18 protein-coding genes are annotated in these 26,206 nt (G+C 45.5%); 7 read left to right on the plus strand and 11 right to left on the minus strand.

Features of this window, described 5'->3' with window-relative positions; genetic code table 11:
- Positions 1-51 precede the first annotated feature (51 nt).
- Positions 52-687 carry a carboxypeptidase-like regulatory domain-containing protein gene (locus tag SFV55_RS20015; protein ID WP_320031321.1) on the minus strand — a complete coding sequence of 212 codons (636 nt, stop codon included), beginning with the start codon at positions 685-687 and terminating at the stop codon, positions 52-54.
- A 27-nt stretch (positions 688-714) separates the two neighbouring features.
- Positions 715-2,313, minus strand: coding sequence for a T9SS type A sorting domain-containing protein (locus SFV55_RS20020; RefSeq protein WP_320031322.1), 1,599 nt, complete (start codon positions 2,311-2,313; stop codon positions 715-717).
- Positions 2,314-2,483: 170 nt separating this feature from the next.
- Between SFV55_RS20020 and SFV55_RS20025 the strand changes: the two genes are divergently transcribed.
- Entirely contained in the window at positions 2,484-3,923 is a 1,440-nt protein-coding gene (locus tag SFV55_RS20025) for a hypothetical protein (RefSeq protein WP_320031323.1), read from the plus strand.
- A gap of 72 nt (positions 3,924-3,995) precedes the next feature.
- On the opposite strand, the gene SFV55_RS20030 is transcribed toward SFV55_RS20025, so the two are convergent.
- The 3 genes from SFV55_RS20030 to SFV55_RS20040 all read right to left on the minus strand — a co-directional run bounded on the left by SFV55_RS20030 (position 3,996) and on the right by SFV55_RS20040 (position 12,578).
- On the minus strand, positions 3,996-6,923 hold the full coding sequence (locus tag SFV55_RS20030; protein ID WP_320031324.1) for a TonB-dependent receptor: 2,928 nt from the start codon (positions 6,921-6,923) through the stop codon (positions 3,996-3,998).
- Between the two features lie 77 nt (positions 6,924-7,000).
- Complete coding sequence (locus SFV55_RS20035) at positions 7,001-11,359, minus strand: T9SS type A sorting domain-containing protein (protein ID WP_320031325.1); 4,359 nt, start codon at positions 11,357-11,359, stop codon at positions 7,001-7,003.
- Between the two features lie 283 nt (positions 11,360-11,642).
- Positions 11,643-12,578 (minus strand): pepsin/retropepsin-like aspartic protease family protein, encoded by a 936-nt coding sequence (locus SFV55_RS20040; protein ID WP_320031326.1) that lies wholly within the window; start codon positions 12,576-12,578, stop codon positions 11,643-11,645.
- 414 nt (positions 12,579-12,992) lie between these two features.
- On the opposite strand from SFV55_RS20040, the gene SFV55_RS20045 reads away from it, so the two are divergent.
- The 3 genes from SFV55_RS20045 to SFV55_RS20055 are packed head-to-tail and all read left to right on the plus strand — an operon-like array spanning position 12,993 to position 16,584.
- Entirely contained in the window at positions 12,993-14,636 is a 1,644-nt protein-coding gene (locus tag SFV55_RS20045) for a CTP synthase (protein ID WP_320031327.1), read from the plus strand.
- Positions 14,605-16,038, plus strand: a complete 1,434-nt coding sequence (locus SFV55_RS20050) for a hypothetical protein (RefSeq protein ID WP_320031328.1) — start codon at positions 14,605-14,607, stop codon at positions 16,036-16,038. The genes SFV55_RS20045 and SFV55_RS20050 overlap by 32 nt, the downstream gene beginning before the upstream one ends.
- Before the next feature lie 6 nt (positions 16,039-16,044).
- A complete protein-coding gene (locus tag SFV55_RS20055; protein ID WP_320031329.1) occupies positions 16,045-16,584 on the plus strand; it encodes an RNA methyltransferase in 540 nt (179 codons plus the stop codon).
- Between the two features lie 132 nt (positions 16,585-16,716).
- On the opposite strand, the gene SFV55_RS20060 is transcribed toward SFV55_RS20055, so the two are convergent.
- On the minus strand, positions 16,717-17,007 hold the full coding sequence (locus tag SFV55_RS20060; protein ID WP_320031330.1) for a DUF721 domain-containing protein: 291 nt from the start codon (positions 17,005-17,007) through the stop codon (positions 16,717-16,719).
- 99 nt (positions 17,008-17,106) lie between these two features.
- Here SFV55_RS20060 and SFV55_RS20065 point away from each other — a divergent pair, with 99 nt between their 5' ends.
- Complete coding sequence (locus SFV55_RS20065) at positions 17,107-17,973, plus strand: alpha/beta hydrolase (protein ID WP_320031331.1); 867 nt, start codon at positions 17,107-17,109, stop codon at positions 17,971-17,973.
- 5 nt (positions 17,974-17,978) lie between these two features.
- On the opposite strand, the gene SFV55_RS20070 is transcribed toward SFV55_RS20065, so the two are convergent.
- The 5 genes from SFV55_RS20070 to SFV55_RS20090 form a co-directional block, all read right to left on the minus strand.
- Complete coding sequence (locus SFV55_RS20070; RefSeq protein ID WP_320031332.1) at positions 17,979-18,602, minus strand: response regulator transcription factor; 624 nt, start codon at positions 18,600-18,602, stop codon at positions 17,979-17,981.
- A 31-nt stretch (positions 18,603-18,633) separates the two neighbouring features.
- Positions 18,634-20,607 carry a sensor histidine kinase gene (locus tag SFV55_RS20075; protein ID WP_320031333.1) on the minus strand — a complete coding sequence of 658 codons (1,974 nt, stop codon included), beginning with the start codon at positions 20,605-20,607 and terminating at the stop codon, positions 18,634-18,636.
- A 76-nt stretch (positions 20,608-20,683) separates the two neighbouring features.
- Complete coding sequence (locus SFV55_RS20080; protein ID WP_320031334.1) at positions 20,684-22,087, minus strand: RtcB family protein; 1,404 nt, start codon at positions 22,085-22,087, stop codon at positions 20,684-20,686.
- Between the two features lie 79 nt (positions 22,088-22,166).
- Entirely contained in the window at positions 22,167-23,834 is a 1,668-nt protein-coding gene (locus SFV55_RS20085; protein WP_320031335.1) for an ABC transporter ATP-binding protein, read from the minus strand.
- A gap of 11 nt (positions 23,835-23,845) precedes the next feature.
- On the minus strand, positions 23,846-25,018 hold the full coding sequence (locus SFV55_RS20090; protein WP_320031336.1) for a ribonuclease D: 1,173 nt from the start codon (positions 25,016-25,018) through the stop codon (positions 23,846-23,848).
- Between the two features lie 228 nt (positions 25,019-25,246).
- Here SFV55_RS20090 and SFV55_RS20095 point away from each other — a divergent pair, with 228 nt between their 5' ends.
- Complete coding sequence (locus SFV55_RS20095) at positions 25,247-25,822, plus strand: RNA polymerase sigma factor (RefSeq protein WP_320031337.1); 576 nt, start codon at positions 25,247-25,249, stop codon at positions 25,820-25,822.
- Between the two features lie 2 nt (positions 25,823-25,824).
- The coding region (locus tag SFV55_RS20100) for a hypothetical protein (RefSeq protein WP_320031338.1) at positions 25,825-26,206 on the plus strand (382 nt) is incomplete at its 3' end.

The following is a 26,206-nucleotide window of genomic DNA, read 5'->3' on the forward strand; positions in this document are numbered from 1 at the left end:
AAACGGCTTGGAGCGTCACACTCCAAGCCGCCTGTTTTTTATCCAAAGGCTTTACTCACAAGCGGAGCCATCAAAATCCCCTGCCTTAACCGCAATCCAATTCAAAGTCATTCCTTCTCGATTCAGTTTTTGTAAGGAAACTGTATTGTTTTGTTTAGGATCGTTTAAGGCCAGTTCCTCCCGATAAAAAGACCATCCGGGGTAACGTTTAATGAATCCAATCTCGCTGTAGTAAAAACCATTGAGCAGGTATTTGCGGAAAATTTCCAGAAGGTCTTTTCGCACATAGCCGGTTGGAGGATTCTGGTTCCAACGCCAGTTTCCGCCAAAAAACAATTGTGCGATCCAGGACTCGTCTTGGGTAAAGCTTTTTTCTTGCTGGATGTGTTGCCGCAACAACTCCAAATCCACAATATCGAGGCCATGGGCAGACTGTTCCTCGGCATGATGCATCACCTTTACCACCTGAACGCGGTATTGATGCGTAGAATCAAGGTTGCAAAAGGAATATTCTCCAAATTGGTTGGTAAGTACACTTTGGGTTTCGCCTGAAGTCAGGTCAACAACGCTCACCACAACATCTTGCAGCGCCTGCCCATAGTGGCAAGTGATTTTCCCATTGAGGGCTACCTGAGCATTTACATGCAGGCTCAGAGTCAAGAATATAATGCTTATGATCCCTTTCATAAAACTTACTTTGATTTGGTTCAGGAATTAATGTTGGATGAGAATGGGAAAGCTATGCCGCGTACCATCTCTGGTCGTTTGAAGATAATAGGCACCATTGGGCCATTGCCGAACATCCACTTTCGTCGTTCTATTGATTTGCCCACGCCAAACCAAAGTCCCCAAGGTACTGTAAACCTCGGCTTCTAAAATTTCGGGAAAGTTGGCTTCTATGATCAGTAAGTCTGAGGCAGGTTGAGGCAACAATTTGACAAGCGGGGCTTTTAGTAGTTCTTTATTTTCGACAATAGAAACCAACTTTATTTCCCCAGCTTCTGGAGCAATGGGAAGTACCTGATTCAGGTTATCAACCAATCGAATATTTTCCAGGGTAAGATTGAGCTGCTTGAGGTAGTCTTCGATAAAGATCACATCTTCCAGTGTCACCTTTATTCTGGCAATTTGCCCATAGCCATTGCGGTTGTTTTTGTCCAGGCGGCTGAGTACCACATCTAGCCTGCCTTCCCGTGGGTTATCACGTTGAAAAAACAACACTTGATTGCCCTCCGGTAACAACCACGACAAGCTTTTTTCTACTTTGATCTTACTGCGCCCCAGAGGGTCGGGCCGATAGCGCAAAGTAAAAGCTATCCCATAAGTATTTTGCGCGGGCTGAAATGAGGTACCCAGTTCAATCGGAATTTCAACTGATTGAGCGGATTTCAGGGTGTCTTTACTGATCAGCAAAGGGGTTCCAGTTGATTCAATGGGGCTAATCCCATTTTCTTGGAACCCTGGGATGGATTTTTGCCAATTGAGGTCAATGGCCAAAGTGTCTTGTAGCTCGATGGTACCATTGCCATCTGTGTCAGCCCTTACCAGGTCAATTCCATTGCGGTTGAGAGGATGTACAAATGCCTGGGGGTACCAATCCAGATTGGCATAGGGGCGTTTGGGGATACCCACTGATTTGATTTGGGTAGCGAGTGCCAACACATCGAATTGGTTTACTTTACCACTGTTGTCCACATCTCCCGGCCAAACAGCCTGGTCCAGACGTAGTATAGCGGCCTGGTTGTGACTGAGCACCAGTTTTTTTAAGCTGGAATCAATGGCAAGTGGTGCAAGCGGTTCATTTTTGAATTGCAGCAAGGGCATCAAAGGGCGAAACTGGGAGTAAATCTGGTTCAATGCAGGATCAAAGGGGCCATTAATAAGGTACTCTACTTTTAGCCCGTCCGGGAAAGTATAGGTGCGATATCCTTTCAAGCGCAAGCGGAATAGCGGCTTGCCAACAGGAGTGGCCGGGGCGTCGGGTACTACCCTCGTGATTACGCGCAAGATTCCTTTACTGACCTCCGCCATTCCAAAATGACTGGATTTAACCTGGGCGGTATCCAAAATTTGGACACCTAACAATTCAGCTTCTTCGTGATTCCAGGCCAGTGTAAATTGTACCGTACAGGCTTTTTTACTTTGGGCACTGAGGGTGAAACCAACCGTGCGATCCCAATTGGGAAGGTCTTTGCTGAAAATTAAAGAATCGCTGAGCGAAAGGTGCAGGGTATCCTGCCCCAGGCACGTCAAAGCTGAAGCTGCAAGGAAGCTCAGGGTCAGAAACACTCGCCAATTTTTACATTTGTTCATGAAAGTCAGTCTTTTAGGATTAATCATTTGTCGTGGATTATTTACTATGACAAAAATGGGGATCGCTTATTGAAAAAAAGGGGTCAAAATATGATCTTTGTAAATTCAAATTCAAGTATATTTTCACTTAAATAATTGTAAATTAATTTTTTATCGTAAAATATGTAAAAATGAAAACCTCGCTTGTCCTGATGGCTTTAAGATTGCTTGATCAAGTGGAAATCGACCAATTCCGAAATTTCTTACTGTCTCCTTACCACAATTCCAATCCAAAATTGATCTTGATTTTTGATTACCTACTGCCCTGTTTAGACAAAAAGAACAAGTTAACTCTTTCGAAAGAAGCCCTCTTTAAACAACTCTATCCTGGCGAAAACTTCAATGAGCCCAGGATTAGAAACCTCTTTTCCCTGCTCACGAAGCAAATACAAGCTTTTTTGGTTCAGCAGCACCTAAAAGAACAGATGGCGCTCAAAGAGCGTTTGTTAGCCAAGGCCTTGATCCAAAGGGAGGGGGTATTTATGCTGTCCAAACCGATTGCACAACTTCAAACCTTGCTGGAACAACAAAGCTGGCCAGCGCAAGAATTTTTTCTGGCCGATTACGAGTTGCAACATTTTCAAGACCTACACCTTGGCCGGGAAGACAAGCGGGCTTACAGTCCATATTTGCAGTCACAAAGCCAGACCCTGGATTTATTCTACTTGCTGGAAAAACTACGGGTTGCCTGCGACATGCAAAGCAGAAATTTTGTGGTCAAGGCCAACTACACCTGTGCGTTTATTGATGAACACATCCTAGAATACGAACAAGACGCGGTGAAAGTTCCCTTCAAATTTTGCCTGGATATTTACATCACAGCATACAACATGTTTACTCAAAATCCCAAACGGCATTATTTTGATCAGCTCAACACTTTATTGTCTCAGTACGGATCACTCATTCCGATAGAAGAACTCAAAACGCTCTATACGTATATGCTGAATATAGGTGTACGGGAAGTGAATTTGGGGAATTCCGATTTTTATGCTGAAGTTCACCAACTGTATAAAACGCTCATTCATAAAGGAATTCTACTCCGAGATGGCAGCTTAACCCAATGGGCTTTCACCAACATCGCACTGACCGGGATTAGACTCGGGGATTATGATTGGACTGAATCTTTTATGCTTCAATACGCGCAGTACTTGCCCGAGGAGGTCCGCGAGAACGCGCTTGCTTTCAACCGTGCCAATTTAGCTTTTGAAAAAAAAGAATACGGAGTAGCTCAGAAACTGCTGCTCAACCTGGAATTTCAAGATGCGTACTACGCTGTTGCAGCTAAAATTCTGTTGTTAAAAATATATTTTTTACAAGACGAAACCGACCCATTGGTGTCTCTTGTGGAAACCACTTGTCGCATGATTGAACGGAACCGACAATTGTCCGACTATCAAAAAAAATCAAACCTCAATTTTTTCCGGTTCGCCTTAAAAATCCACACCCAAAGAAATGCCATTAATCCTTCTTTCTCCAAAATGAGACGTTTAAGCGAGCAGGTTGAGGCAAGTAAATCCTTGGCCAATAAACAGTGGCTATTGGATCAACTTCCTTCGCTCCCAAAAGTATAAAAAATGAGGCCAACAAGTCACATGAGTGACGTTGCTGGCCTCATTTTTAATTAGCTTTTGAAATAAGTAAGCTTACTTGATGATATAGGCCAAGCTCAAACCCAAGCCAGTACCTACAGTAAACGATTCAGCGATGTATTCACGGCCTTTGAATTCTTGAGTCCGCTTGTTGATTGGATTCAACAGGTTGCGGGCAGTGAAACTCACCTGATACTTACTCGCAAAACGTTTGCTCAATTTGTAGTTCAACAACGGGAATTCTTGCTCATACACATCTGGAGTACCAAACAAAGCAATGTTGTACAGTTTTTCTCCGGATACGTTGTAGGACAAAGCAGATTCCCAACCTTTTTCAGGGTTGATGTAGGACAAAATGACGTTTACGATATAAGGTGCCTGCCCTTGGAAGGGACGAGTACGGGTATCATAGGTAGGATCCAACTGACGGGAGTTGTTGAATTCCTCTTCAGGAATATCGTACTCAGACTTGATCAAAGCAAGGTTGGTGCTGAAGAAGAAGTTTTCAAAAGTTTTACCCAAGAAGTCTAAACCTTTGCGGAACTCCAATTCTAGACCATAAACACTGGCCTGATCGATGTTGATGAAGCCCAATTCCGGGATGGTTGCCCGTGGATTGAAAGCGCGAATAATTGGATCATCAAAGTTCTTGTAAAATGCACTAATCGCCAATAATTCGCCTGTGCGTGGGTACAACTCGTAACGAAGATCGTAGTTTTGGATCAAGGTACGCTTCAAATTTGGGTTACCCACGTTGAAGAAACCATTTTTGGTATCGAATTGCTCAAAAGGAGCCAATTCCCTCATGTTCGGACGAGCCAGCGTTTTTGAAGCTGCAATACGAATGTTTGCCTTATCTGACAAGGCGTAAATCAAATTACCGGAATACAATAGGTCGGTAAGGTTGATGTTGCCTTTACCCGAGGTAGGATCCTGGCTTTCTACTTCCAGCTGAGTACTCTCCAATCTCACCCCTGCAATAGCTTTCAACTTAGAGGTCAGGTTGTAAATCGCCATCCCATAGGCTGCGAATATGTTTTCCTCCCCTGTATAGAAGTTTTTGGCGTTAACCTGGTTGATGTAGTGGTACCCTGTGTTGTAACGGGTGATGGCACCACTGCTATTCGTTTGAGTGCCGATGATACCAAAGTTAACCGGGCTAAAAAAGTTGTCCCAATTGCCTTTGAATGTACTTACCCCAATGGTAGATGGTACACCAGTGTTGTTCAACTGATAGCGGAATTCTTCAAAGTCACGATCAGTGTTGTTGAAGAGTGCTCCGAATTTCAGGCGGTTAGAACCAGCAGCGTTACCTCGGTTTAGGAAAGGAATGGAAATGTCCAGTTTACCTGAAGTAACCCGGTCATCCAGGCGGCGGAAGAAGTGGTAAGGAAAGGCAAATTCTGCGTTGTTGATGTTGAATTCTGCGTCTTCACCTTCACCCAGCTTAACAAAGGCAAAATAGCGCAGGTCTGGCTCTTCCTGAAATGACTGATTGGTAGAGGCCACCCATTCAATTTCTGTTTTGTTCAGCTTTGGAAAAATATGACGACCAGTCACCTGGAAGGTAGAAAACTGCCGCTGGGTAAATTCCAGGGTGTTGGTATTAAAGACACTGGCTGATTCCGACACTTGTCCAAGGAAAGAACCCGATTGATTCCGGCCTACAATTTCTGCATCATTGTTGAAAATGTAGTTTAAGCCAATGGTATGGTTGTCGCTCAACTTATAAGAAAGGTTAGCCAAGGCGCCCATTTGTGGGTTTTGGGTGCTTTTGGTTTCTTGCAGGTTTTGATAAGCAAACAATTCTTGCGGGTTGGTGTAAATAAAGGTCCCCACATTACCATTGTTGTAATGGTTGAAGTTCGCCGAGTAGTTGGCGCCTAAGGTGAAACCCAAATCTTTTCCAAAAAGTTTTACCCGGTTGCCAATGCTGAAGTTGAAGCTACTGTTCATTGGTGAGTTGCGCAAGGAAGGAATAAATTCGTTGCTCAAATCTTTGGAGGAACGATCAAAAATGTTGCGCGTGTTGTCATTGCTCGGGTTAGGATCGCGAGCAATCAGATAAGTACTGGATGAAAGTAAGTCGCGATTGGCGGCTGTAAGCAAATAATCTGGCTGACCACGGCTACCGTCTTCGAAGCCCAACCAATCCGTTTTTCCTTTTTCCTGGGTTCTGAAGTTGTCAATCAAAGAAGACTGAGTATTGAATTCTTGTCCAACTTGGAAGTACAAATTGAATTTTTCAGGGAAAGCTTTGGTGTTTACATTGACTAAACCACCACTAAAGTTGCCTGGCAAGTCTGGGGTAAAGGTTTTTACAGTAACGATACTCTCAATGATCTGAGATGGAATCAAGTCCAAGCTGGCACTATTGCGGTAAGGGTCAGTACTTGGTAAAGTTACGCCATTGAGTTGAGAAAGCGAATAACGGTCGCCCAAGCCCCTCATGACAATAAAGCGGCCACCTTCAACCACGGCTCCGGTCATTTGTTTCATGGCATCGGCAGCATTGGAACTACCTGTCCGGCTGATTTGTTGCGAAGACACCCCATCCTGGATGGCAAATGCTTTACGTTGGATGGTGATCAGGGCTGCATCGGTGGTTTTTACTTGTTTAGCAGTCACAACTACCACATCAAGCTGTTGAGCCTCAGTTTCTAATGCCGCATCCAAATTATTGGTGATGGCATTTTTGATTTCAAAATCGGAAACTACCTGTTTGTTGTAGCCAGTGTAACTGATTTCGATTTTATACACTCCAGGAGCAGCATCAATGGTATAGTTGCCATCAAAGTCGGTAACGTTACCTGTAACTTGGGCATCATTCTGAAAGAGAACGACTGTCGCTCCAATCAGGGCTTCACCATTTTTTTTGTCGATAACTTTTCCTGCAAGTACTCCCGTTTGTGCAAAAACGAAGCCTCCGATCAAGATGAAAAAAATTGCTAGAACGGCTTTAGCTAGATAGTTGTGTGCCATAATGAATTTGTTTGTGAAAATACAGAAAGTGAAAGGCGAACCTTCCACTTTCTGTTTTACTATTGTCAGTTGATTGATTACTCTACAATCAGCTTTTTAGCAGCAAACTTGCCGCTTTCAGTGGTAAACTTCACCAGGTAAATGCCGCGAATCAATCCCGACATTTCAGTTCTTACTACTCCGGTAGTATTCACTTGTGCAGTTTTAACCAAACGCCCTTCGATACTGAAGATATCGATGCGAACATGCTCATCAAAATTTGACTCAAGGGTGAACTGATCACGTGTTGGGTTAGGATAGATTTTGAAACGATCCAGTACACTTACTGCAAAATCTTCCGTAGACGTTGTCACAAAGCCCAAGTGACCATTGCGAGCCAAAGTTGACCAACCAGCCAACCAGTTTTGCCGAGTATCGTTGGCAAAAGCTCCTTTGTAGTTAACCGCAGTGAAGAATGGATCGCCTGCTGGAATGGGAGCCAACTCAGTAGTATACGCAGCACCTAGCAATGCTGGACGAGGGTCCAACAAACCATCTGCAATACGGCTAATGCTACTCAATACTGGGTTTTGAATGAAGTTTTTGTTGTCATTCAAATGTTTGATCAATACTGAACCCGTAGGATCGTCTTGGGTAGGCTGACCAGAAGTGATACGAATGATACCTGTGCTGGAAGCATCCAACATTGAAGTACCATTGCCGAAGAACAAGTTGTTCAACAACTTCAATTCGCCTTTCACCAGTTTTTGATGAGCGTCATTGGTTGGTGAGTTTTTATCCTGTACTTCCAATACTTTGGTCTTCTGACCAACTACGATGGAGTTGGCAATCGTACCAGCAGTACCTGCGCGCAACAACCAGCCGTTGGCATTACCTGCAGCAGCACCTACACCCGAACCGATATGGGTCCAGTTGAAAAGCGTTGGATTAGAATACAAAGCAGCGTCATCTGGAGTAGAACCATCGAATTCACCACCGTTGTCAGCAATATCAGGACGTTGGATAGAGAACCAGAACTGGCCTTTACCTGTGTATACCTCATCCCAGTCGTAGCTGTCATCTTCTGCAAAGGCTACAACTGCATGCTTCAAATTGGGTGCACCACCGAAGAATTCGATACCATCGTCAGAGTTGGCATAGATTTCAACGTAGTCCAAAACCGTTTTGCTACCTACAGCCCCCAGGGTCAAACCGTTCAATTCTGAGCCAGAAGCGATCTGACGACCACCGTGGCGGATCGATACATAACGCAAAACACCTGAGTCGTCGTTGTTGTCGGTACCACCATACAAACCACGTGGTTCGCTGGTAGAGATACCTTCTACTGAAGCAGTAGCATTACCGTTCTTTTGGGTAATCCCTTTGCCCAAAATCACCAAACCACCCCAAAGGGCGTTATCACTTGGACCCAAATCAGTTGGGTTGTTTACGTCATCCGATTGAGCAGTGAAAATGATTGGCATATTGACCATACCATCAGCGTAGATTTTTGCACCACGGGTGATGATCAAAGCTGAAGGGTTGTTCACATCTGCACGTGGGGTGAATTTAACCACTGTACCCGCTTCGATGTTCAGCACACCACCTTCTTCAAGGTATACCAGGCCATCAAGGACATAAGTATTGTTCTTCGTCCAGTTGTAGGTTTTGCCAGCTACCAACGAAGAGTCTACAATAAATACTGTATCGGCAACAGTGCTACCCAAGTGGCCATTTCTTGCCAAAGTAGACCAACCAGCAGCCCAGTTGTCGCTAGCATTAGCTCCAAATGCGCCTTTGAAATCCACTTTTTCGAAGAATCCATCAGTTGGAACCGCAGCCAACTCAGTAGTATACGCTGCTCCACTCCGAGAAACGCGAGGATCAAGTTGAGCATTGGCAGTACGGCTGATGCTACGAATGGCGGGATCTTGGATGAAGTTTTTGTTGTCACCCAGGTGTTTGATCAAAACAGCGCCCGTAGGGTCGTCTTGGGTAGGCTGACCAGAGGTAATCCGGATAATGCCTGTTGCAGTACCATCCAAAGCGCTAGTTCCGTTGCCGAAGAACAAGTTGTTCTGCAATTTCAATTCACCTTTCACCAATTTCTGGTGTGCATCATTGGTTGGTGAGTTTTTATCTTGTACTTCCAATACTTTGGTTTTCTGACCAACTACGATGGAGTTGGCAATGGTACCAGCAGTACCTGCGCGCAACAACCAGCCGTTGGCATTGCCAGCCGCTGCACCTACACCTGAACCAATGTGTGTCCAGTTGAAAAGCGTTGGGTTGGAATACAAAGCAGCGTCGTCTGGAGTAGAACCATCGAATTCACCACCGTTGTCAGCAATATCAGGACGTTGGATAGAGAACCAGAACTGGCCTTTACCTGCGTATACTTCATCCCAGTCGTAGCTGTCATCTTCTGCAAAGGCTACAATCGCGTGCTTCAAATTTGGTGCACCACCGAAGAATTCGATACCATCGTCTGAGTTAGCATAGATTTCAACATAGTCCAAAACCGTTTTGCTACCTACTGCACCCAGGGTCAAACCGTTCAATTCTGATCCAGAAGCAATCTGACGACCACCATGGCGGATCGATACATAACGCAAAACACCAGAGTCATCGTTGTTGTCTGTACCACCGTACAAGCCACGTGGCTCGCTGGTAGAGATACCTTCTACTGAAGCAGTAGCATTACCGTTCTGTTGGGTAATCCCTTTGCCCAAGATCACCAAACCACCCCAAAGGGCGTTATCACTTGGTCCCAAATCAGTTGGGTTGTTTACGTCATCCGACTGAGCAGTGAAAATGATTGGCATGCTAGCCATACCATCAGCGTAGATTTTTGCACCACGTGCGATGATCAATGCTGAAGGGTTGTTCACGTCTGCGCGTGGGGTAAATTTAACTACCGTACCTGCTTCAATGTTCAGTACACCACCTTCTTCAAGGAATACCAAACCATCTACAACGTAGGTATTGTTCTTCGTCCAGTTGTAGGTTTTGCCGGCTACCAGTGAAGAGTCTACAATATTGAGGGTTTGTGCAGCGGGAGTAGTACCGAAGTGGCCATTTTTAGCCAAGGTGGACCAACCAGCAGCCCAGTTGTCGCTAGCATTGGCACCAAATGCACCTTTGAATTCTACTTTATCGAAGAACCCATCATTTGGCACTGCTGCCAAATCAGTAGTGTAAGCAGCTCCACTCCGGGTAACGCGAGGATCCAATTGACCATTAGCGGTACGGCTAATGCCACGGATACCTGGATCTTGGATGAAGTTTTTATTGTCTCCCAGGTGTTTGATCAAAACAGCACCAGTAGGATCATCTTGAGTTGGCTGACCAGAAGTAATCCGGATTACGCCCGTTGCGCTGGCATCCAAAGCACTGGTTCCGTTGCCGAAGAACAAGTTGTTCTGCAGTTTCAATTCGCCTTTCACCAATTTCTGGTGAGCATCGTTGGTTGGGGTATTCTTATCCTGTACTTCCAATACTTTAGTCTTCTGACCAACTACGATAGAGTTGGCGATGGTACCAGCGGTACCTGCACGCAACAACCAGCCGTTGGCGTTACCCGCCGCAGCGCCTACACCTGAACCAATGTGTGTCCAGTTGTATAGGGTTGGGTTAGAGTAAAAAGCAGCATCATCTGGAGTAGAACCATCGAATTCGCCACCGTTGTCAGCGATATCAGGACGCTGAATAGAGAACCAGAACTGACCTTTGCCCAGGTAAACTTCGTCCCAGTCAAAACTATCGTCTTCCGCAAAAGCAACAATTGCATATTTTAGGTTTGGAGCTCCACCGAAGAATTCGATACCATCGTCAGAGTTGGCATAGATCTCGACGTATTCCAGAACAGTTTTGGCACCAACACCTGCAAGTGTAAGGCCATTCAATTCAGAACCCGATGCAATCTGACGTCCACCATGGCGGATCGATACATAACGGAGTACACCTGAATCGTCATTATTGTCATTTCCGCCATACAAACCACGAGGTTCACTAGTAGAAATACCTTCCACAGAAGCAGTGGCATTTCCATTTTTCTGGGTTACACCTTTACCCAAAATTGCCAACCCGCCCCACAGAGCGTTGTCAGTGGGCCCCAGGTCTGTTGCATTGTTCACATCATCAGCCTGTGCAGTAAAAATAATTGGGTCTTGAGCAGTACCTCTTGCATAAATTTTAGCGCCACGAGCGATGATCAATGCAGAAGGATTGCCTACATCAGCCCTTGGAGTGAATTTCACTACAGTACCTGCTTCAATAGTCAATTCAGCTCCTTCTTCAACGAAAACGAGCCCGTCGCAGAGATAAACGTTGTTTTTGGTCCACGTAACTTTCTGACCAGCCGCAATACTCGCATCTGTGATGTTCACCACAGTTTGAGCAGTAATACTGGTTAGTGTTAGGAGAACCAAGGTGAAAAGTGTAAAGAACCTCTTCATAATGGTTGGTTGGTTGGTTATTTAAATACTGGCGCAAAGGTAAATTGCCAATGTTAAGTCATTTTTAAATCTAGGTTAACTATACAAGTCTCTACTGTTAAGTTTTATAACTCATTGTAAAATGACTGATTGACAATTCCTTTATCCCTCAATGGCAAAGATCAAGCTGCAATATGAAGTGGATGTAAAAGGAAGGTTATTTCTACCTTTAGATTAGTCTAAACTAAAAGTGCTGCACGATGGGAATCATCGTGCAGCACTTTTAGAGTTCTGAACTACCAGTTCAATATTTTTCCCAAATTTTAAAATTCCGTTTCCGGTAATTGATGGAAAATTTCATTTTACTGAGTAAGGCACTACCAATAAGCCCATCCAACTGAATTCCGCTTTGTGCTGCAATGTGGTCAAAATCAATGGCAGTGAAATCTATTTTTTCAAAAACCAAATTACCTATCTCAAGATTATTTAATTCGACGATTTGGCAGGATTTGACTTTTTTATCCAGTCCTCTGACATTGTCTATGCCTTTTTTTTGATAAACTGCCGTAGATAAAGCTGTTAAACATTCAGCACTGATTAGATTGGATTCAGCACCAGTATCGATACCGAACTTCCAATTTTTTCCATTTATTTTCACCTCAATTATCGGAATGTGTTCTTCCAGCGCAACTGGGATTTTCACCATAGGCTGGGGCAATCCAGAAAAAGAGGATTCATCAGCCGGCAGCAAATACAGTATTTGTTCTTTGGGGGCAATCAATACCTCATGCTTTTTTAAAAGCTCATAGCCAACCAGGCCAAGAATTTTGAGGCGGTTTCTGGTTTCCAGCTGCCTCAAATCCAGAGCATAAGCAGAAATATTCCTCCATTCTACTTGCTCGATTTTGACAAATCTAATCGTGGTGTCTTCCATGCTTAATGCACCATTGACACCATTGGCAAGTACTTCTTTTTTAGGATGTGGATCATTGATGACCAAAGCAGGAGCTCCGGTATCCAGAATAAACAAACCATTCTTATGGCCTAAATCTACATTGATCAAGATATTGGTTCCTGAAAATTGAAACGGTACGCTAACGACATTTAGGTTCGACGTCCATTCTTTCGAATCCAATTCTTTTTTCTCACGGGTCTTCAAATACGCAATTCTACTTTGGCCATCTACAACGGTTACGGCAATTGCAAGGACCCAAACACAGAACACTTTTAACCCCTTCATTTTCGGTGATTTAAAAGATGAAACCATAGATTTGGGCTGGCTTTGCAACCAGTTAATCTTAATTTTACTTCAAATTTACATTAAATTAACATTGAAATCAAATAAAAGATTCCTATCCCTCAGCATTTTTGATGAATTACATAAAAATGGCCCTGAAACAAAATAATCTTTCGGAGTTCAGTTTTTTTTGTCCTTGATCCTCAGCAGTATCTCATATGATCAAAGGAAAAATGTCAATTGTGTTAAAAGCTTCCCAGCATTTGTCGTATCTTTACGACCCGTAACAAGGAAAGCTAAATAGCGAAAAGCGAAAAGCGAAAAGCGGAAAACAAAACCCTGATCCTCAATCAGTGTTTGAAGTTTTCACTTTTCATTCTTCGCTTTTCGCTTTTCACTTTTCGCTATTCGCTAATCATGACCAAGTACATTTTTGTTACGGGCGGTGTAACCTCTTCCTTGGGTAAGGGGATCATCTCAGCTTCGCTGGCCAAACTGCTTCAGGCCAGAGGCTTCTCAGTAACCATCCAAAAATTTGATCCTTACATCAATGTCGATCCCGGCACTCTCAATCCTTATGAGCACGGCGAGTGCTACGTAACGGACGACGGTGCCGAAACCGACCTGGACCTAGGACACTACGAACGTTTTTTAAATGTTCCAACTTCACAATCCAATAACGTCACCACTGGCAGGGTTTACCAAACCGTAATCGAAAGAGAACGGCAAGGAGGGTACCTTGGTAAAACGGTACAGGTAGTTCCCCATATCACCGACGAGATCAAGCGGCGCATGCAGATTTTGGGTACTACCGGGCAGTTTGAAATTGTGATCACTGAGCTGGGGGGTACGGTTGGCGACATTGAGTCCCTACCCTACCTGGAATCCTTGCGGCAGTTACGTTGGGAATTGGGTGCGGACAATTGCCTGGTCATTCACCTGACTTTGATCCCCTACCTCAATGCTGCCAAAGAGCTCAAAACCAAACCTACTCAACATTCGGTAAAAGAGTTACTCAATACAGGAATTCAGCCCGATATCCTCGTTTGCCGCACCGAGCACCACATCAACATGGACATTCGGCGCAAACTGGCCTTATTTTGTAATGTAGATGTCAACTCGGTGATCGAATCCATGGATGCGGATACCATTTACGATGTTCCGCTCTTGATGTTGGAAGAACGTTTGGATTCTACGGTCATGACCAAATTGCGTTTGCCCGACCGCCGTGAGCCCGATCTTACCCGTTGGAAAAATTTCTTGACCAAGCTCAAAAAACCCAAAACTGAGGTTAAAATTGGCTTAGTGGGCAAATACAACGAGTTGCAAGACGCTTACAAATCCATCCACGAATCCTTTGTCCACGCAGGAGCAGCCAACGAATGTAAGGTAAAAGTGGTACCAATTCACTCTGAGCAGTTGGAGGGTGATCCTTTAGAAATCGAGCAAAAACTGGCTGGTTTACACGGGGTACTTGTTGCCCCTGGCTTTGGCGAAAGGGGTATCAATGGCAAAATTGCGGCCATCAAATACGTACGGGAAAACCACATTCCATTTTTTGGCATTTGCCTGGGTATGCAGTGTGCGGTGGTTGAATTTGCCCAGCATGTGTTGGGCTTGGAGCAGGCGGCCTCTACGGAAGTCAATCCTAATGGTCCCGATCCAGTGATCAATATGATGGAGGAGCAGAAAAAAATCACCGATAAAGGCGGCACCATGCGCCTTGGAGCATTTGAATGTGAGCTCAAACGCAAATCCAAGGCTGCTCAGGCCTACGGCACCACAAAAATAAGTGAGCGCCACCGCCACCGCTACGAATTCAACAATGATTACCGCGAGAGAATCGAACAAGCGGGTCTGTTGGCAACCGGAATCAACCCTAATTCTAATCTGGTAGAAATTGTGGAACTAAAAGACCACCCCTGGTTTGTCGGTGTTCAGTTTCACCCTGAGTTGAAAAGTACGGTTGAAAATCCACATCCACTGTTTGTACAGTTCATTAAGGCCGCAATGGCTTTTCAAAAAGGGCATGAAAAAAGTAAAGTTCTTACTCCTGCCTAAAGAATGGTCTGAAACGGGGGCGATTCTTTTAGGCATCGCTCCCGTTTTAATCGCCGTTGTGGTCTGGCTCCGCTCCTGTCGCCATCCTTTTTTTTGGGATACCATCCAATTGGCCTCTCGCCAAGCTCAATGGTATTATGACCAACATTTCAAATACCTGTTGTTGCCAGATGCAATTGATAGTGGCCATCCCAGCGGATTTGGTATGTATCTGGCACTTTGTTGGCGGGGCTTTGGGCAATTACTCCTGGTGAGTCATTTGGCGATACTTCCTTTTGTTGGATTAATATTGATGGGATTATTCCGACTGAGTAAAAATTTTAATGGTTATTCTAAGTGGTTTTTCCCTGTAGTGGTCGCTATGGACCCTGTCTTTCTGGGGCAAATTTCCCTGGTCAGCCCTGATGTTGCCTTATTTGCTTTGTTCATTTGGGGTTTAGCGGGGGTTCTGGAAAAGCGCTCTGGTTTATTATTCCTCTGTTCCATTGTTTTGGCCATCATTAGTTTAAGGGGCATGATGGCGGTACTGGCCTTGTATTTTTTTTATGTGGTAAATCTTCAACCTGGCGAACGGCGCAGGCCTGTTCATTGGCTGCGCAGTACAGTACCTTTTATTCCCGCTGGCTTATTGGCGCTGGCTTTTTTGGGGTACCACGCTTGGGCAAAGTCCTGGATTGGATTCCATGCTGATTCGCCCTGGCGGGAGAGTTTTACAATGGTTGGATTTAAAGGGATGCTAAAAAATGGAATTGTGCTGGCCTGGCGAATTGCCGATTATGGGCGGGTGTTTTTGGTTTTGGCAACTTTAACCTTGGCTTTTAAACAATATAAAACTTTAAGGTCTAATCCATTTTTCTCCCTGGTCCTCATCACGCTGTTCATTCAAGTTCCCCATTTTTTGTTGTTTCAAGGGGTAAGCGCGCACCGGTATTTGTTGCCTTTTTATCTGGCCTTGCACCTGTTTTTCTTTATGCTTCTGCAACAAAGTCAACTCCAAAGCAGGGTCAAATCGATTCTCCTGGGTCTTGTTCTTCTGATCCTGGCTAGTGGAAATTTTTGGGTTTACCCTACTGGAATCGCTCAAGGTTGGGATAGCACTCCTGCTCATTGGCCACATTTCGCCATGCGGAAGGAAGTGATTCAATATTTGGACCAACACAGTATTGCATTGGAAGAAGTTGGAACTACCTTTCCGGAAATTGGCCCCTTGCACTGGCGCGACTTGAATGGTAGGCAGGATGGGTTCAGCCCCTTAAATTTGTCCCAAAATGAGTACGTCTATTTCTCCAGCGTGATGAATGATTTTTCGGAGGAAGACCGAAAATTGCTTTTCGAAAAATGGACTCCGGTTTTGACTTTGAAAAGAGCAGGTTTGAAGACTATTTTATTTAAAAAACCATAAGCACAAATGGCTTTTCGCAAAAAGAACATCCTGGAATTGGAACGCAGCAGCGTTGAAGAGTATAAAATCCAGGAAAAAACACCCCTGATTTTAGTACTTGACAATGTCCGCTCTGCGCTCAACGTTGGTTCGGCCTTTCGAACTGCGGATGGCTTTGCCTTGCAAAAAATCTACCTCTGCGGCATTACTGCCCAGCCACCCCACAAAGAAATCCTCAAAACCGCTATCGGCGCTACAGATTCAGTAGATTGGGAGTATGTGGAAGATCCAGCTGAGGCCGTGCAAAAGTTGAAAGCTGATGGTTTTGAGGTTTGGGCGGTAGAACAAGCCGAAAATAGCACTTCTCTGGAGCAGTTTAAGCCCCTTAAAACCAGCAAAATCGCGGTGGTATTTGGCAATGAGGTTACCGGAGTGGCCGATGAAGTGATGGATATCGTGGATGGCGCACTGGAAATCCCCCAATTTGGCACCAAACATTCTTTAAACATCTCGGTATGTGTGGGGATTGTGGCTTGGGACCTATTTGTGAAATTGAAAAAATTATAGTTGAAATGTTGAAGAGTAGTCTACGTCTAAGCAGCTGCGGTAGCTCACTTCAAAACTCATAAATCATGTATTCTTCACTCTTAACTCAAAAAAGAATATTATCGATTGCTTGATAATCAAATCGTATCCAGCCTATTTCACAAACACCTCCTCCAAATATTCCTCCCCCAAATCCTGATTGATCATCTTGCGGATTTTTTCCCGTCCATAAAATAGCTCTTGTCGTAGGGAAGGGGAATCGATCATCAGGTACATTTTTTTGCGAATGACCCGAATTTGGGTGGTATGCTGGGTAATGGATGGTCCCATCAAACGTGCCCAGGCAGCCTTGATCTGGGACTCGCTGATGCCTTGTTTGAGCCGGTACTGGTTGACCATCTCCAGGAGTACATCCTTCAGGGATTTTTCATCGTATTTCGCCATGATACGAAGGTAGCCGTTTTTTGTATTTTGGTCAAGTCCTTTTAGCTTTGACTTTTGCTTATCTTTGTCCCATTCAACTACGCCAACCCGACTACTACAATGAACATCCTTTTACTCATCATTTTAAGTACGATAAGTAGCCTCAGCATGCGTAACAAAAAGGCTTTTGCCCAAAGTTTGTCGATACCACACCACTTTCACGAAAGTACTGCCGCCCCGAATGTAAAAATTTTGGCGACAGATTTTGAGATTCCTCAACTCAAGCGCAAACGCCGCATTTGGGTTTATTTGCCTCTGGATTACGATAAAAATCAAAAACGCTATCCCGTTTTGTACATGCAGGATGGGCAAAATTTATTTGATGCCAAGACCAGTTTTGCCGGAGAATGGCGCGTCGACGAAACCCTCAATCACCTGGATAGCACCCTCAAACGCAGTTGTATCGTCATTGGCATCGACAATGGCGCCGAAAAACGCATGACCGAATACGCTCCATGGGATCATCCCCGCTTTGGAAAAGGCGAAGGAGTGGCATATACCAAATTTATGGTTGAAACCCTCAAGCCCTACGTTGATCAACACTTCCGTACCCTCAAAGGGCCTGAATCTACTGCGGTAATTGGGTCTTCAATGGGTGGCCTCATTGCTTTTTATGCCGCATTGGAGTATCCCCAGGTATTTGGACGTGCCGGGGTCTTTTCTGCTTCTTTTTGGCATTCCGAAGCAGCCTTTGAGCTAGCTAAAAAGAAAGGGCCAATGGCTAAAAAACTCAAAATTTACCTATTCACCGGAGCCATGGAAGGCCAGGTTGAAATGGTTGAGCCCATGCAACGGATGGCCAAGGTGCTCAAAGAAGCTGGCTTCAACAAACGCCGCTTGTACACAGCCATCCCCAAAGAAGGCAAACACAATGAAGCATTCTGGGCCAGTGAATTTGCCGGGGCTTTCACCTGGTTGATGCGTTAATTTTTTTAAAGGGCAATCAGGCCATGCTCAATGCCCAATTTGACCAGCGCTGCGGTGTTTCGTACTGTAAATTTCGCCAATAGGTTTTTCCGATGGCTGTCTACCGTCAAAGGACTGATGTACAATTGATCTGCAATTTCTTTATTGGTCAAACCCTCCGAAATCAGGACCAAAATCTCCTTTTCCCGGCTAGTCAAAACAGGTACCTGAGCCGATGATCTTTGGGTAGTTATTGCAGTTGAAGCCTCCATGCTGAAGTACATCCGCCCCCTCGCTACCTGTCGAATGGCTTCGATGAGTTCCTCTTTGTCTACATTTTTAAGCACATATCCCGAAGCACCTTTCTCCATCAGACGGGTGATGTAACTGCGTTCCTTGAAGGTACTGATGCCTAAAACTTTGATGGCTGGGAATTCTTTTTTGATCCGTTCACACAATTCGATGCCATTCAAATCGGGTAAATTGATGTCCAATAAAACCACATCGGGCATATCCTGGCGGAATGCCTCCAGTGCTTCCAAGGCATAATGGGCGCTTCCCACCACGGGATAATGTTCCTCGCCTTGTAACAAACCTTTGATGCCTTCTACCACCATGGGGTGGTCGTCGATGATAAAAACCTTGGTCATTGAATCTGCATTTAATGGTTTACAAATCCTGTCAATTCAACACAAAATCAATATTGATAGAAGTGCCCTGACCTGGTTTGGAGCGAATATCCAATTGCCCATTCAGGTAATCAACCCGGGAACGAATATTGGCCCATCCAATGCCCTGTGCTTTTTCCAAAGTATCCTCGGGGATACCTACCCCATTGTCCTCTACCGTAAGACTAAAGCGTTGCCCATCACGCAGCAATTGCAACAAAACCATACTGGCTTTTGCGTGTTTGACTACATTGTTCAATAACTCCTGCACTATCCGGAATACAATCACCTCCTGCCCCTCGGGTATCCGTTGCTCGATACCAAAAGTCTGGTATTGGATTTGCATTGGGGTGCTATTGCCCAGGTGGTCGCAAAAATCCTGAAGGGCGTCTTTCAATCCGAATTTGAGCAGGGCTTCTGGCATCAGGTTGCGGGCCAGGCGCCGCATTTCATTAATGGATTGATCCATGGAATCAATAGTGCGGCCAATGGATTGCGCTCCTTGTTCGGGCATTTCAGGGTTGGCCTTAATCACCATAAGGGATTGTTTGATGCCCGACAACATTCCCCCCAGTCCATCGTGCAAATCCCGAGACAATCGGCGGCGTTCTTCTTCCTGGCCCTTCAGCATGGCATCCGCAGCCAGCAACTGTTTTTCCTGCTCCAATTCTCTGAATTTTTGTTCTTGCAACTGGAGGACTTGCTCTGCCAGTTTTTTGCGGTTGCGCTGATTGCGCCAGGCCAGCCAACCCACAATGCCAACCAAAATGGCCAGGACAAATGCACCCAGTGCCAGTCGGCGCTGATTCTGCTGCATTTGGGTCAATTGAACAATCCGCAATTCTTTTTCTTTGGTAGCGTATTTGGTTTCCAGTTCCTGGAGTACATGGATGAGTTTTTCGTTTTGGACCGAATCACGACCCGATTGGTACATTGAAAAATATTGTCGGTATGCATCTATCTGACCCCGGGCCAGGGCCAGGTAGGACAGGGTTTGGTACAAAGCAAAGGTGTAGGCTCCAGCCTTTTGTTCGATGCCGAGCTTCAGTGCAGATTTGACAAAATTTTCAGCTTCATTCCAATTGCCCTGGTTTAAAGCGACCAAGCCCAGGCCGTGTAAGGAATACATTTGATTGATACCATCCCGGGTTTGCAGCGATAAATTCAAACTCTCCTGATAATACCGTTTGGATAATTCGATTCGCCCCTGTTTCATTTTGATTTCGGCCAGATTGGATAAAGCTCCGGCCAATACCACATTTTCTCCCAAATCCCGACACATGGGGATAAGTTTTTCATAACACCATGTTGCGGAATCCTGAAGTTGCAGCCCTAGATAAGCTTCTGCGTGGTGCTGTAAAGACTGAACTACAACCGAGGAAAGGCCTCCTTCCTCTCCTTTTTTCAGGGTTTCCCGCAAAATTTTCAGGGCTTCTCTGTACAAGGAGATGCCATTGTAAACCATGGCCAGGTTGTTTTGAATGGCCAGAGGATAATGAGGGGGCAATACTTCAGGATGGTGATGCACCAAATAAAGGGCTTGCTCATACGCCTCGATGACCTTAAAATTACTACCTCTGTACAAGCAGATATTGGCAGTGTTCACCAGCGCGGCAACTTGTAACTTTATAGCCCCTTCCTTTTTCGCCCAAATCAAACCCTTTTGGGTGTGTTCGTAAGCTTCATCATATTTGGCCTGATTGATCAGGGCATACCCCAGGTTGATTTCAGCGCGGGCGATACCGGAACCAAATTGCAAACGATTCGCTTTGCTGAGGGCTTTGCGGATGAAGTGCTCCGCCGAATCGGCACGGTATTCCAGGTACAGTTTTCCAACATCCATGAGGGCCAACATGCCTGTGGTATCCTGCCTATGTTGGAGGGAAATGTGCAGGAGGCTATCGCGTTGCCGCCAGAGCTGTGCCCCCAGAGGCTGGGCTATTCCCAAGGAAAATGCAGTAAAAACAAGGATCAATCGCAGGTTCATTCGGTGTTGCTTGGAATGAAAAAAGGGACGACTTTGTGAGCCGTCCCCTTATTTACGAAGGAATCCTATTTTTGGATCATTCGCCTTCCATGCGAACAATCTTTGGATGAAAAGTTCCTATCGTTTCCACCAGTGATTCCTGGGCTGCCATCACCTGGTGGATGTTTTTGTACGCAAAAGGTGCTTCATCCAGTCCTCCTCCCAGCAGTTCCACACCGTGGGTACGCAGGTGTTTATCCAGTTCGGATTTGGTTACAGCTTCCAAGGCCTGCCGGCGCGACATCTGGCGGCCAGCACCGTGAGAAGCGGAGTTGAGGGAGTCTTCAAATCCTTTCCCACGGACGATAAAAGCAGGCGCTGTCATCGAACCCGGGATCACACCCAACACACCTTTTCCCGCCGGAGTAGCCCCTTTGCGGTGTACAATGTATTCCTTGCCATCGGCCAGGGTTTCTTTCCAGGCAAAATTGTGGTGGTTTTCCACAATAGCCAGGGCTTTTTCGCCCAAAGACTTTGCCATACGGTGATGGATCTGGTGGTGACAAGCTGAGGCATAATCCCCCGCCAGGTTCATTGCAACCCAATATTCTTGACCAGCTTCGGTATCAAGCCCCAACCAGGCCAGGTGTTGGGCTTGTTTGGGCAAGTTGCAGGTTTCCATCGCCAGTTTGGTATAATACTGCGCCAAAGTAGCCCCTAACCCACGGGAACCGGAATGCGACATCAAACCCAGGTACTTGCCCAAGGGCAGATTAAACTCATTGTGCTCATCCATGATTTCCACAATGCCAAACTCTACAAAGTGGTTACCCGAACCCGAAGAACCAATTTGTTCCCAGGCCTTGCTTTTTAAGGAACGCAACTTGGGCACCTCCTTGAATTCTGGTCGTTCAAAAATGGCATCGTCCATCGGCTTTTCAAAAGTGCCGAATCCAAAGCGGGTATTTTCCAACAACAGTTTTTTAAACATGCTGCGTTTGGCCTCCAATGCTTGTGGCTCCACTGGATAAATCGTCATACACATGCGACAACCAATGTCCATGCCCACTCCATAGGGAATCACTGCATTTTCGGTAGCCAACACCCCGCCAATTGGCAGGCCATAGCCCTGGTGTGCGTCGGGCATGAGGGCCCCGGCATGGGTAACCGGCAGGCGCATGGCGGTTTCCATTTGTTGGATGGCTCCTGCTTCAATTTTTTCCGCCCCAAAAACCGGGTAAGTTTTGGCTTTGGGCATAAGATCAATCAATACCGGGCCTTGTTTTTCCGGTTGAACCAGTGCTTCCACAATGCGACCCAATACTGCATCTTCGGCATAATCACTAGGGTTTGCCAGGATGGATCGCAGCAGTTCGTCTACTTGTTCCTGGGTATGTCGTTTGTAATGTTTGGGGATCAGGTTGATGCAAAGACCGATCACGGGACCTTCCGGGTAGCCCATTTTCATTAAATCTTTGCCTCGAATGTGAATTTTTGCCATAATATGGGATTAAGAAAAAAGGCTTCGAACATAAGTTGATAGCAGGGAAAATGGCTTTTCACCCAAAAAAGTTCCAAAGTTAGCGGGAAGCTTCCAACAAAGCCTGGGTATAGGGATGTGCAGGCGTTTCAAAAACCTGTTCTGCCGGGCCATTTTCTACAATAACGCCATCTTTCATCACCATAATATCTTCGCACATGAAGCGGACTACGGCCAGGTCGTGGGAAATAAAAAGGTAGGTCAAGCCCTGTTGTGCCTGTAAATCTTTGAGCAAATTGAGCACGGTGGCCTGTACGGAGACATCCAGAGAGGAAACCGCCTCATCGCACACCAAAAAACGGGGTTGTACAGCCAGCGCCCGAGCAATGCACAAACGCTGGCGCTGACCACCGGAAAATTCATGGGGATAACGGGTAAAGTGGTCGGCCTGCAATCCCACTTGCTCCAAAAGGGCAATGCTACGCGCTACCCGATCCTGGTCACTGCTGCCGATGCCGTGGACCTTCATCGGTTCAGTAATCGCCAAACCTACTGGCAAGCGAGGGTTTAATGAAGAATAAGGATCCTGAAAAACGATCTGTAATTCCCGACGCAATTGGCGCATAGCCTCAGCGTCTAATTTTTCAATATTTTGACCATTGTAATGGATGACACCCACGCTTGGTTCAATCAAACGCAGAATGCTCCTTCCCAGGGTGGTTTTCCCACTACCTGACTCTCCCACCAAACCCAACGTTTGCCCTGCTTTGATGTCAAAGCTGGCATCTTGTACGGCTTTTACCCAGTTACGGGTTTTGCCAAACCAGGATTTTTGCACTGGAAACCAGGTCGATAAATTTTTCACCTCCAACAAATTTGTGCGGAGAGTAGGCGGTATTGGTGGAGCAACTTCTTTTATCTCAGGTTTTTGCTCATTTTCGACAAAATCATCAATAGTGGCCAGTCGAGCCACTTTATGGTCCAAAGGAGGGCGGCAACTCAGCAATGCTTTGGTGTATGGAGCCTGGGCCTGACCAAAAATCTGTTCGCGGCTTCCTTTTTCCACCAGTTTACCCTGCTGCATGACCAGCACCTGATCGGCCAGGTCAGCAACCAACCTCAAATCATGCGATATGAATAAAATAGCCGTGTGAAATTCCTCCTGCAATTCGCGCATGAGCAGGATAATTTCCTTTTGTACGGTGGCATCCAGAGCAGTGGTGGGTTCATCGGCCAATAACAAACTTGGATTGCAACACATGGCCATAGCAATCATGACCCTTTGTTTTTGCCCTCCGGAAATTTGATGCGGATACGCACGGTAAATGCGTTCAGGATCCTGAATTTTCACTTTGCCCAACCATTCCAAACTTCGTTGCCGCGCTTGTTGGGCATTGAGCCCCAAATGCAAACGTAGGACTTCATCAATTTGTTGGCCACATCGTTGTAGCGGATTGAGCGAAGTCATCGGTTCCTGAAAAATCATACCTATGGCCTTACCTCGGATGTGCTGCCAATCTTTAATCTGGCAATTTTGCAATTGAAAGTGCTGTCCAGCAGCGGGCTGAAAGGACATTTGTTGAACACTGAGCTGTGCTTCGGTAGGCAAAAGACCTAATAATGCCAGAGCCGTCATTGATTTTCCAGATCCCGATTCCCCAACAATGGCCAGCGTCTTTCCTTTTGGCATTACAAAAGACAGGTCATCCACCACGGTATTGGCACCAAAGCGAATGGTCAGGTTTTGCACTTCCAATAAATTCTCCATACTGCGTGCCCTTAGTTGTCCGAAAGGCGCAGTTCGATCACATCTGGCTTGATCTCAATGCGCAAATTATCCGGCTGGCTCAACCAACGAATAAAGGTATCTCCAAACAGTTCCTTGCGCCAGCCCTGGGTAAATACCTCTTCCGCAAACCCCGGATCGTTTTTGATTTTTTTAAACCAATTGCGTGGCAAAGCCAGCGCATGTGAAATGCCTTTTTGCATACACTGGTGGCGAATGATGAGGTACAAAAACTCGGTCAGGATTTCTTCATTGGGGTTTTCTTCGTCTTCCGTGGGGACCTGGCGCAGCAAAAACTTCTCATCCTCGCTGATTTCCCGGAGGTATAATTCATTCATAACCGGCCATAAATCACCAGCAAATTTATCGGGAATGCGCCGATTTTCACGCAAACCAGCTCGCCCCGAACGCATGCTACGCACGATTTGGCTCATAAACTTGCTAGGCAACACCATTTCTTTGGAGTAGTTTTTTTCCTCCGCCGTTTTGCGCCGCCATTCAAACAAACGCAACAGGAACAAGCGCTCCCTTTTGTTCAAGGATTTCATCAAATCGCTGTTCAGCGCTTCGTGATGGGGATCACGAGCATAATAGGCTTCCCGCTCTAGCCCCCTGAACTCCTCTTCTGCCCAATGCAGGCGTTGGTGCCGTTTAAGCTCTGCTTCCTGTTTTTTCCACAAATCATACAGCGGTTCAATATCCTGAATGGCGTATTTGAGTTGATTTTGGTTAAATGGGCGAGCTTCCCAATCGGCTACTGTAAAACTTTTATTGAGGTTGATTTTTAATTCGGTCTCAACCAGTTTTTTGAACGCCAAAGGATAACGGTACCCTAAAAAACCAGCCGCAATTTGGGTATCAAAGGTATTTTTAGGAATAGTGCCATGGGTGGCATAGAGCAACCGGTAGTCGTTTTCACCAGCATGGGTGATTTTTACAATATTGGGGTCCTCAATCATTTTTAGAAATGGCCCCAGGCTTTTAAGCGGAAAAGGGTCAATTAAAAACAAACCGTGCTCCGTTGCTACCTGGATGAGGCACAGGCGAGTTGTAAATCTTTTTTCCCCAACGAATTCTGAGTCAAAGCACATCCACTCGATGTTCGTGTTGATCTGAGCAAAGTGTTCTAGTCCTTCCTTTGTAGTGATTAATTCAAATGCTTGCATTGCCTTTCTTTTAGGGGTCCGTCTTGCGCAAATATATCGAGTCGGAATGGAATATTTTCCCAAAAAGTTGTAACCTAGCAAAAGTAAAAGCTCGTCTTAGGAAAGTAGAAAAATTTACTTCCCGATTTGGGTTTTGAATAGGAAGCCTAACGGTTCATTTCACGAGAGCTTTCTATTCAAAAGCTTCAAAAAGATCGTGAAGTAATTTTTTGTGGCAAACCAGGTATTTTGCAAACGCACTACATGGAAGAAGACCTACTTTTGGTTCAGCGTGTACTGAGGGGAGATCAGGCTGCTTTCCGCCAACTGGTGGAACAATACCAGAACTATGTCTTTACCATTGCTATGCGGGTCTTGAATTCTCGGGAAGAAGCAGAGGAAGTGTCCCAGGACGTGTTTTTAAAAGTGTACAAAATGCTGGGTAGTTATCGGCAAGAGTCCAAATTTAGTTCCTGGCTCTATGCGGTTACTTATCGTACGGCCATTGACAATGCCCGTAAGAAAAAATTACCTTTGCAAAACATTGATCCGGGAAGTACCGCATTACAAACACCAGATGTGCACAGCAAAAATCCGGCTGAGCTAACCCAGGACAATGACCTCAGGCATCAGGTACAGTCGGTCATCAATCGGCTGAAACCCGGTGACGCCAACATCATTACGCTGTATTACCTGCATGAACAATCGGTACAGGAGATTGCCGAAATAACGGGTTTGAGTGTGACCAATGTCAAAACAAAATTGTTTCGTTTAAGAGAGCAGTTGCGCCAGGAATTGACGGCCAGTGCTTTGGATCAACACTAAGTATGGAAAATACACAGTCCATTTTAATCTGGAAATACCTCGATGGGGAGTGTTCTCCTCAGGAAAAAGAACAGGTACAACTTTTGATGACTCAGGATTTAGCCTTTGCCGAAGAACTGGCGATGGCCAAAAGTTTGCAGGAGGCTCTGCAAGAATTAGAGCCTGAGCAGCCTTCTATGCGTTTTAGTGCCAATGTGAGTGAAAAATTGCCAGCATTGTATCGACCTATTCACGCTTCTGCGGATATTTTGCCAAAAGGAATAGTGCGGATTTTTGGAAGTTTGGTGGGGACAGTTGCAGTCCTCTGTTTGGGGTTGTTTTTTGCTGGACAAGGTCTGGCAGGCAACCAAGCAGGAATGGGCAACCACACAGGGTTGCCCCGAC

This window comes from Haliscomenobacter sp., from assembly GCF_033763495.1.
Lineage (GTDB): Bacteria > Bacteroidota > Bacteroidia > Chitinophagales > Saprospiraceae > Haliscomenobacter.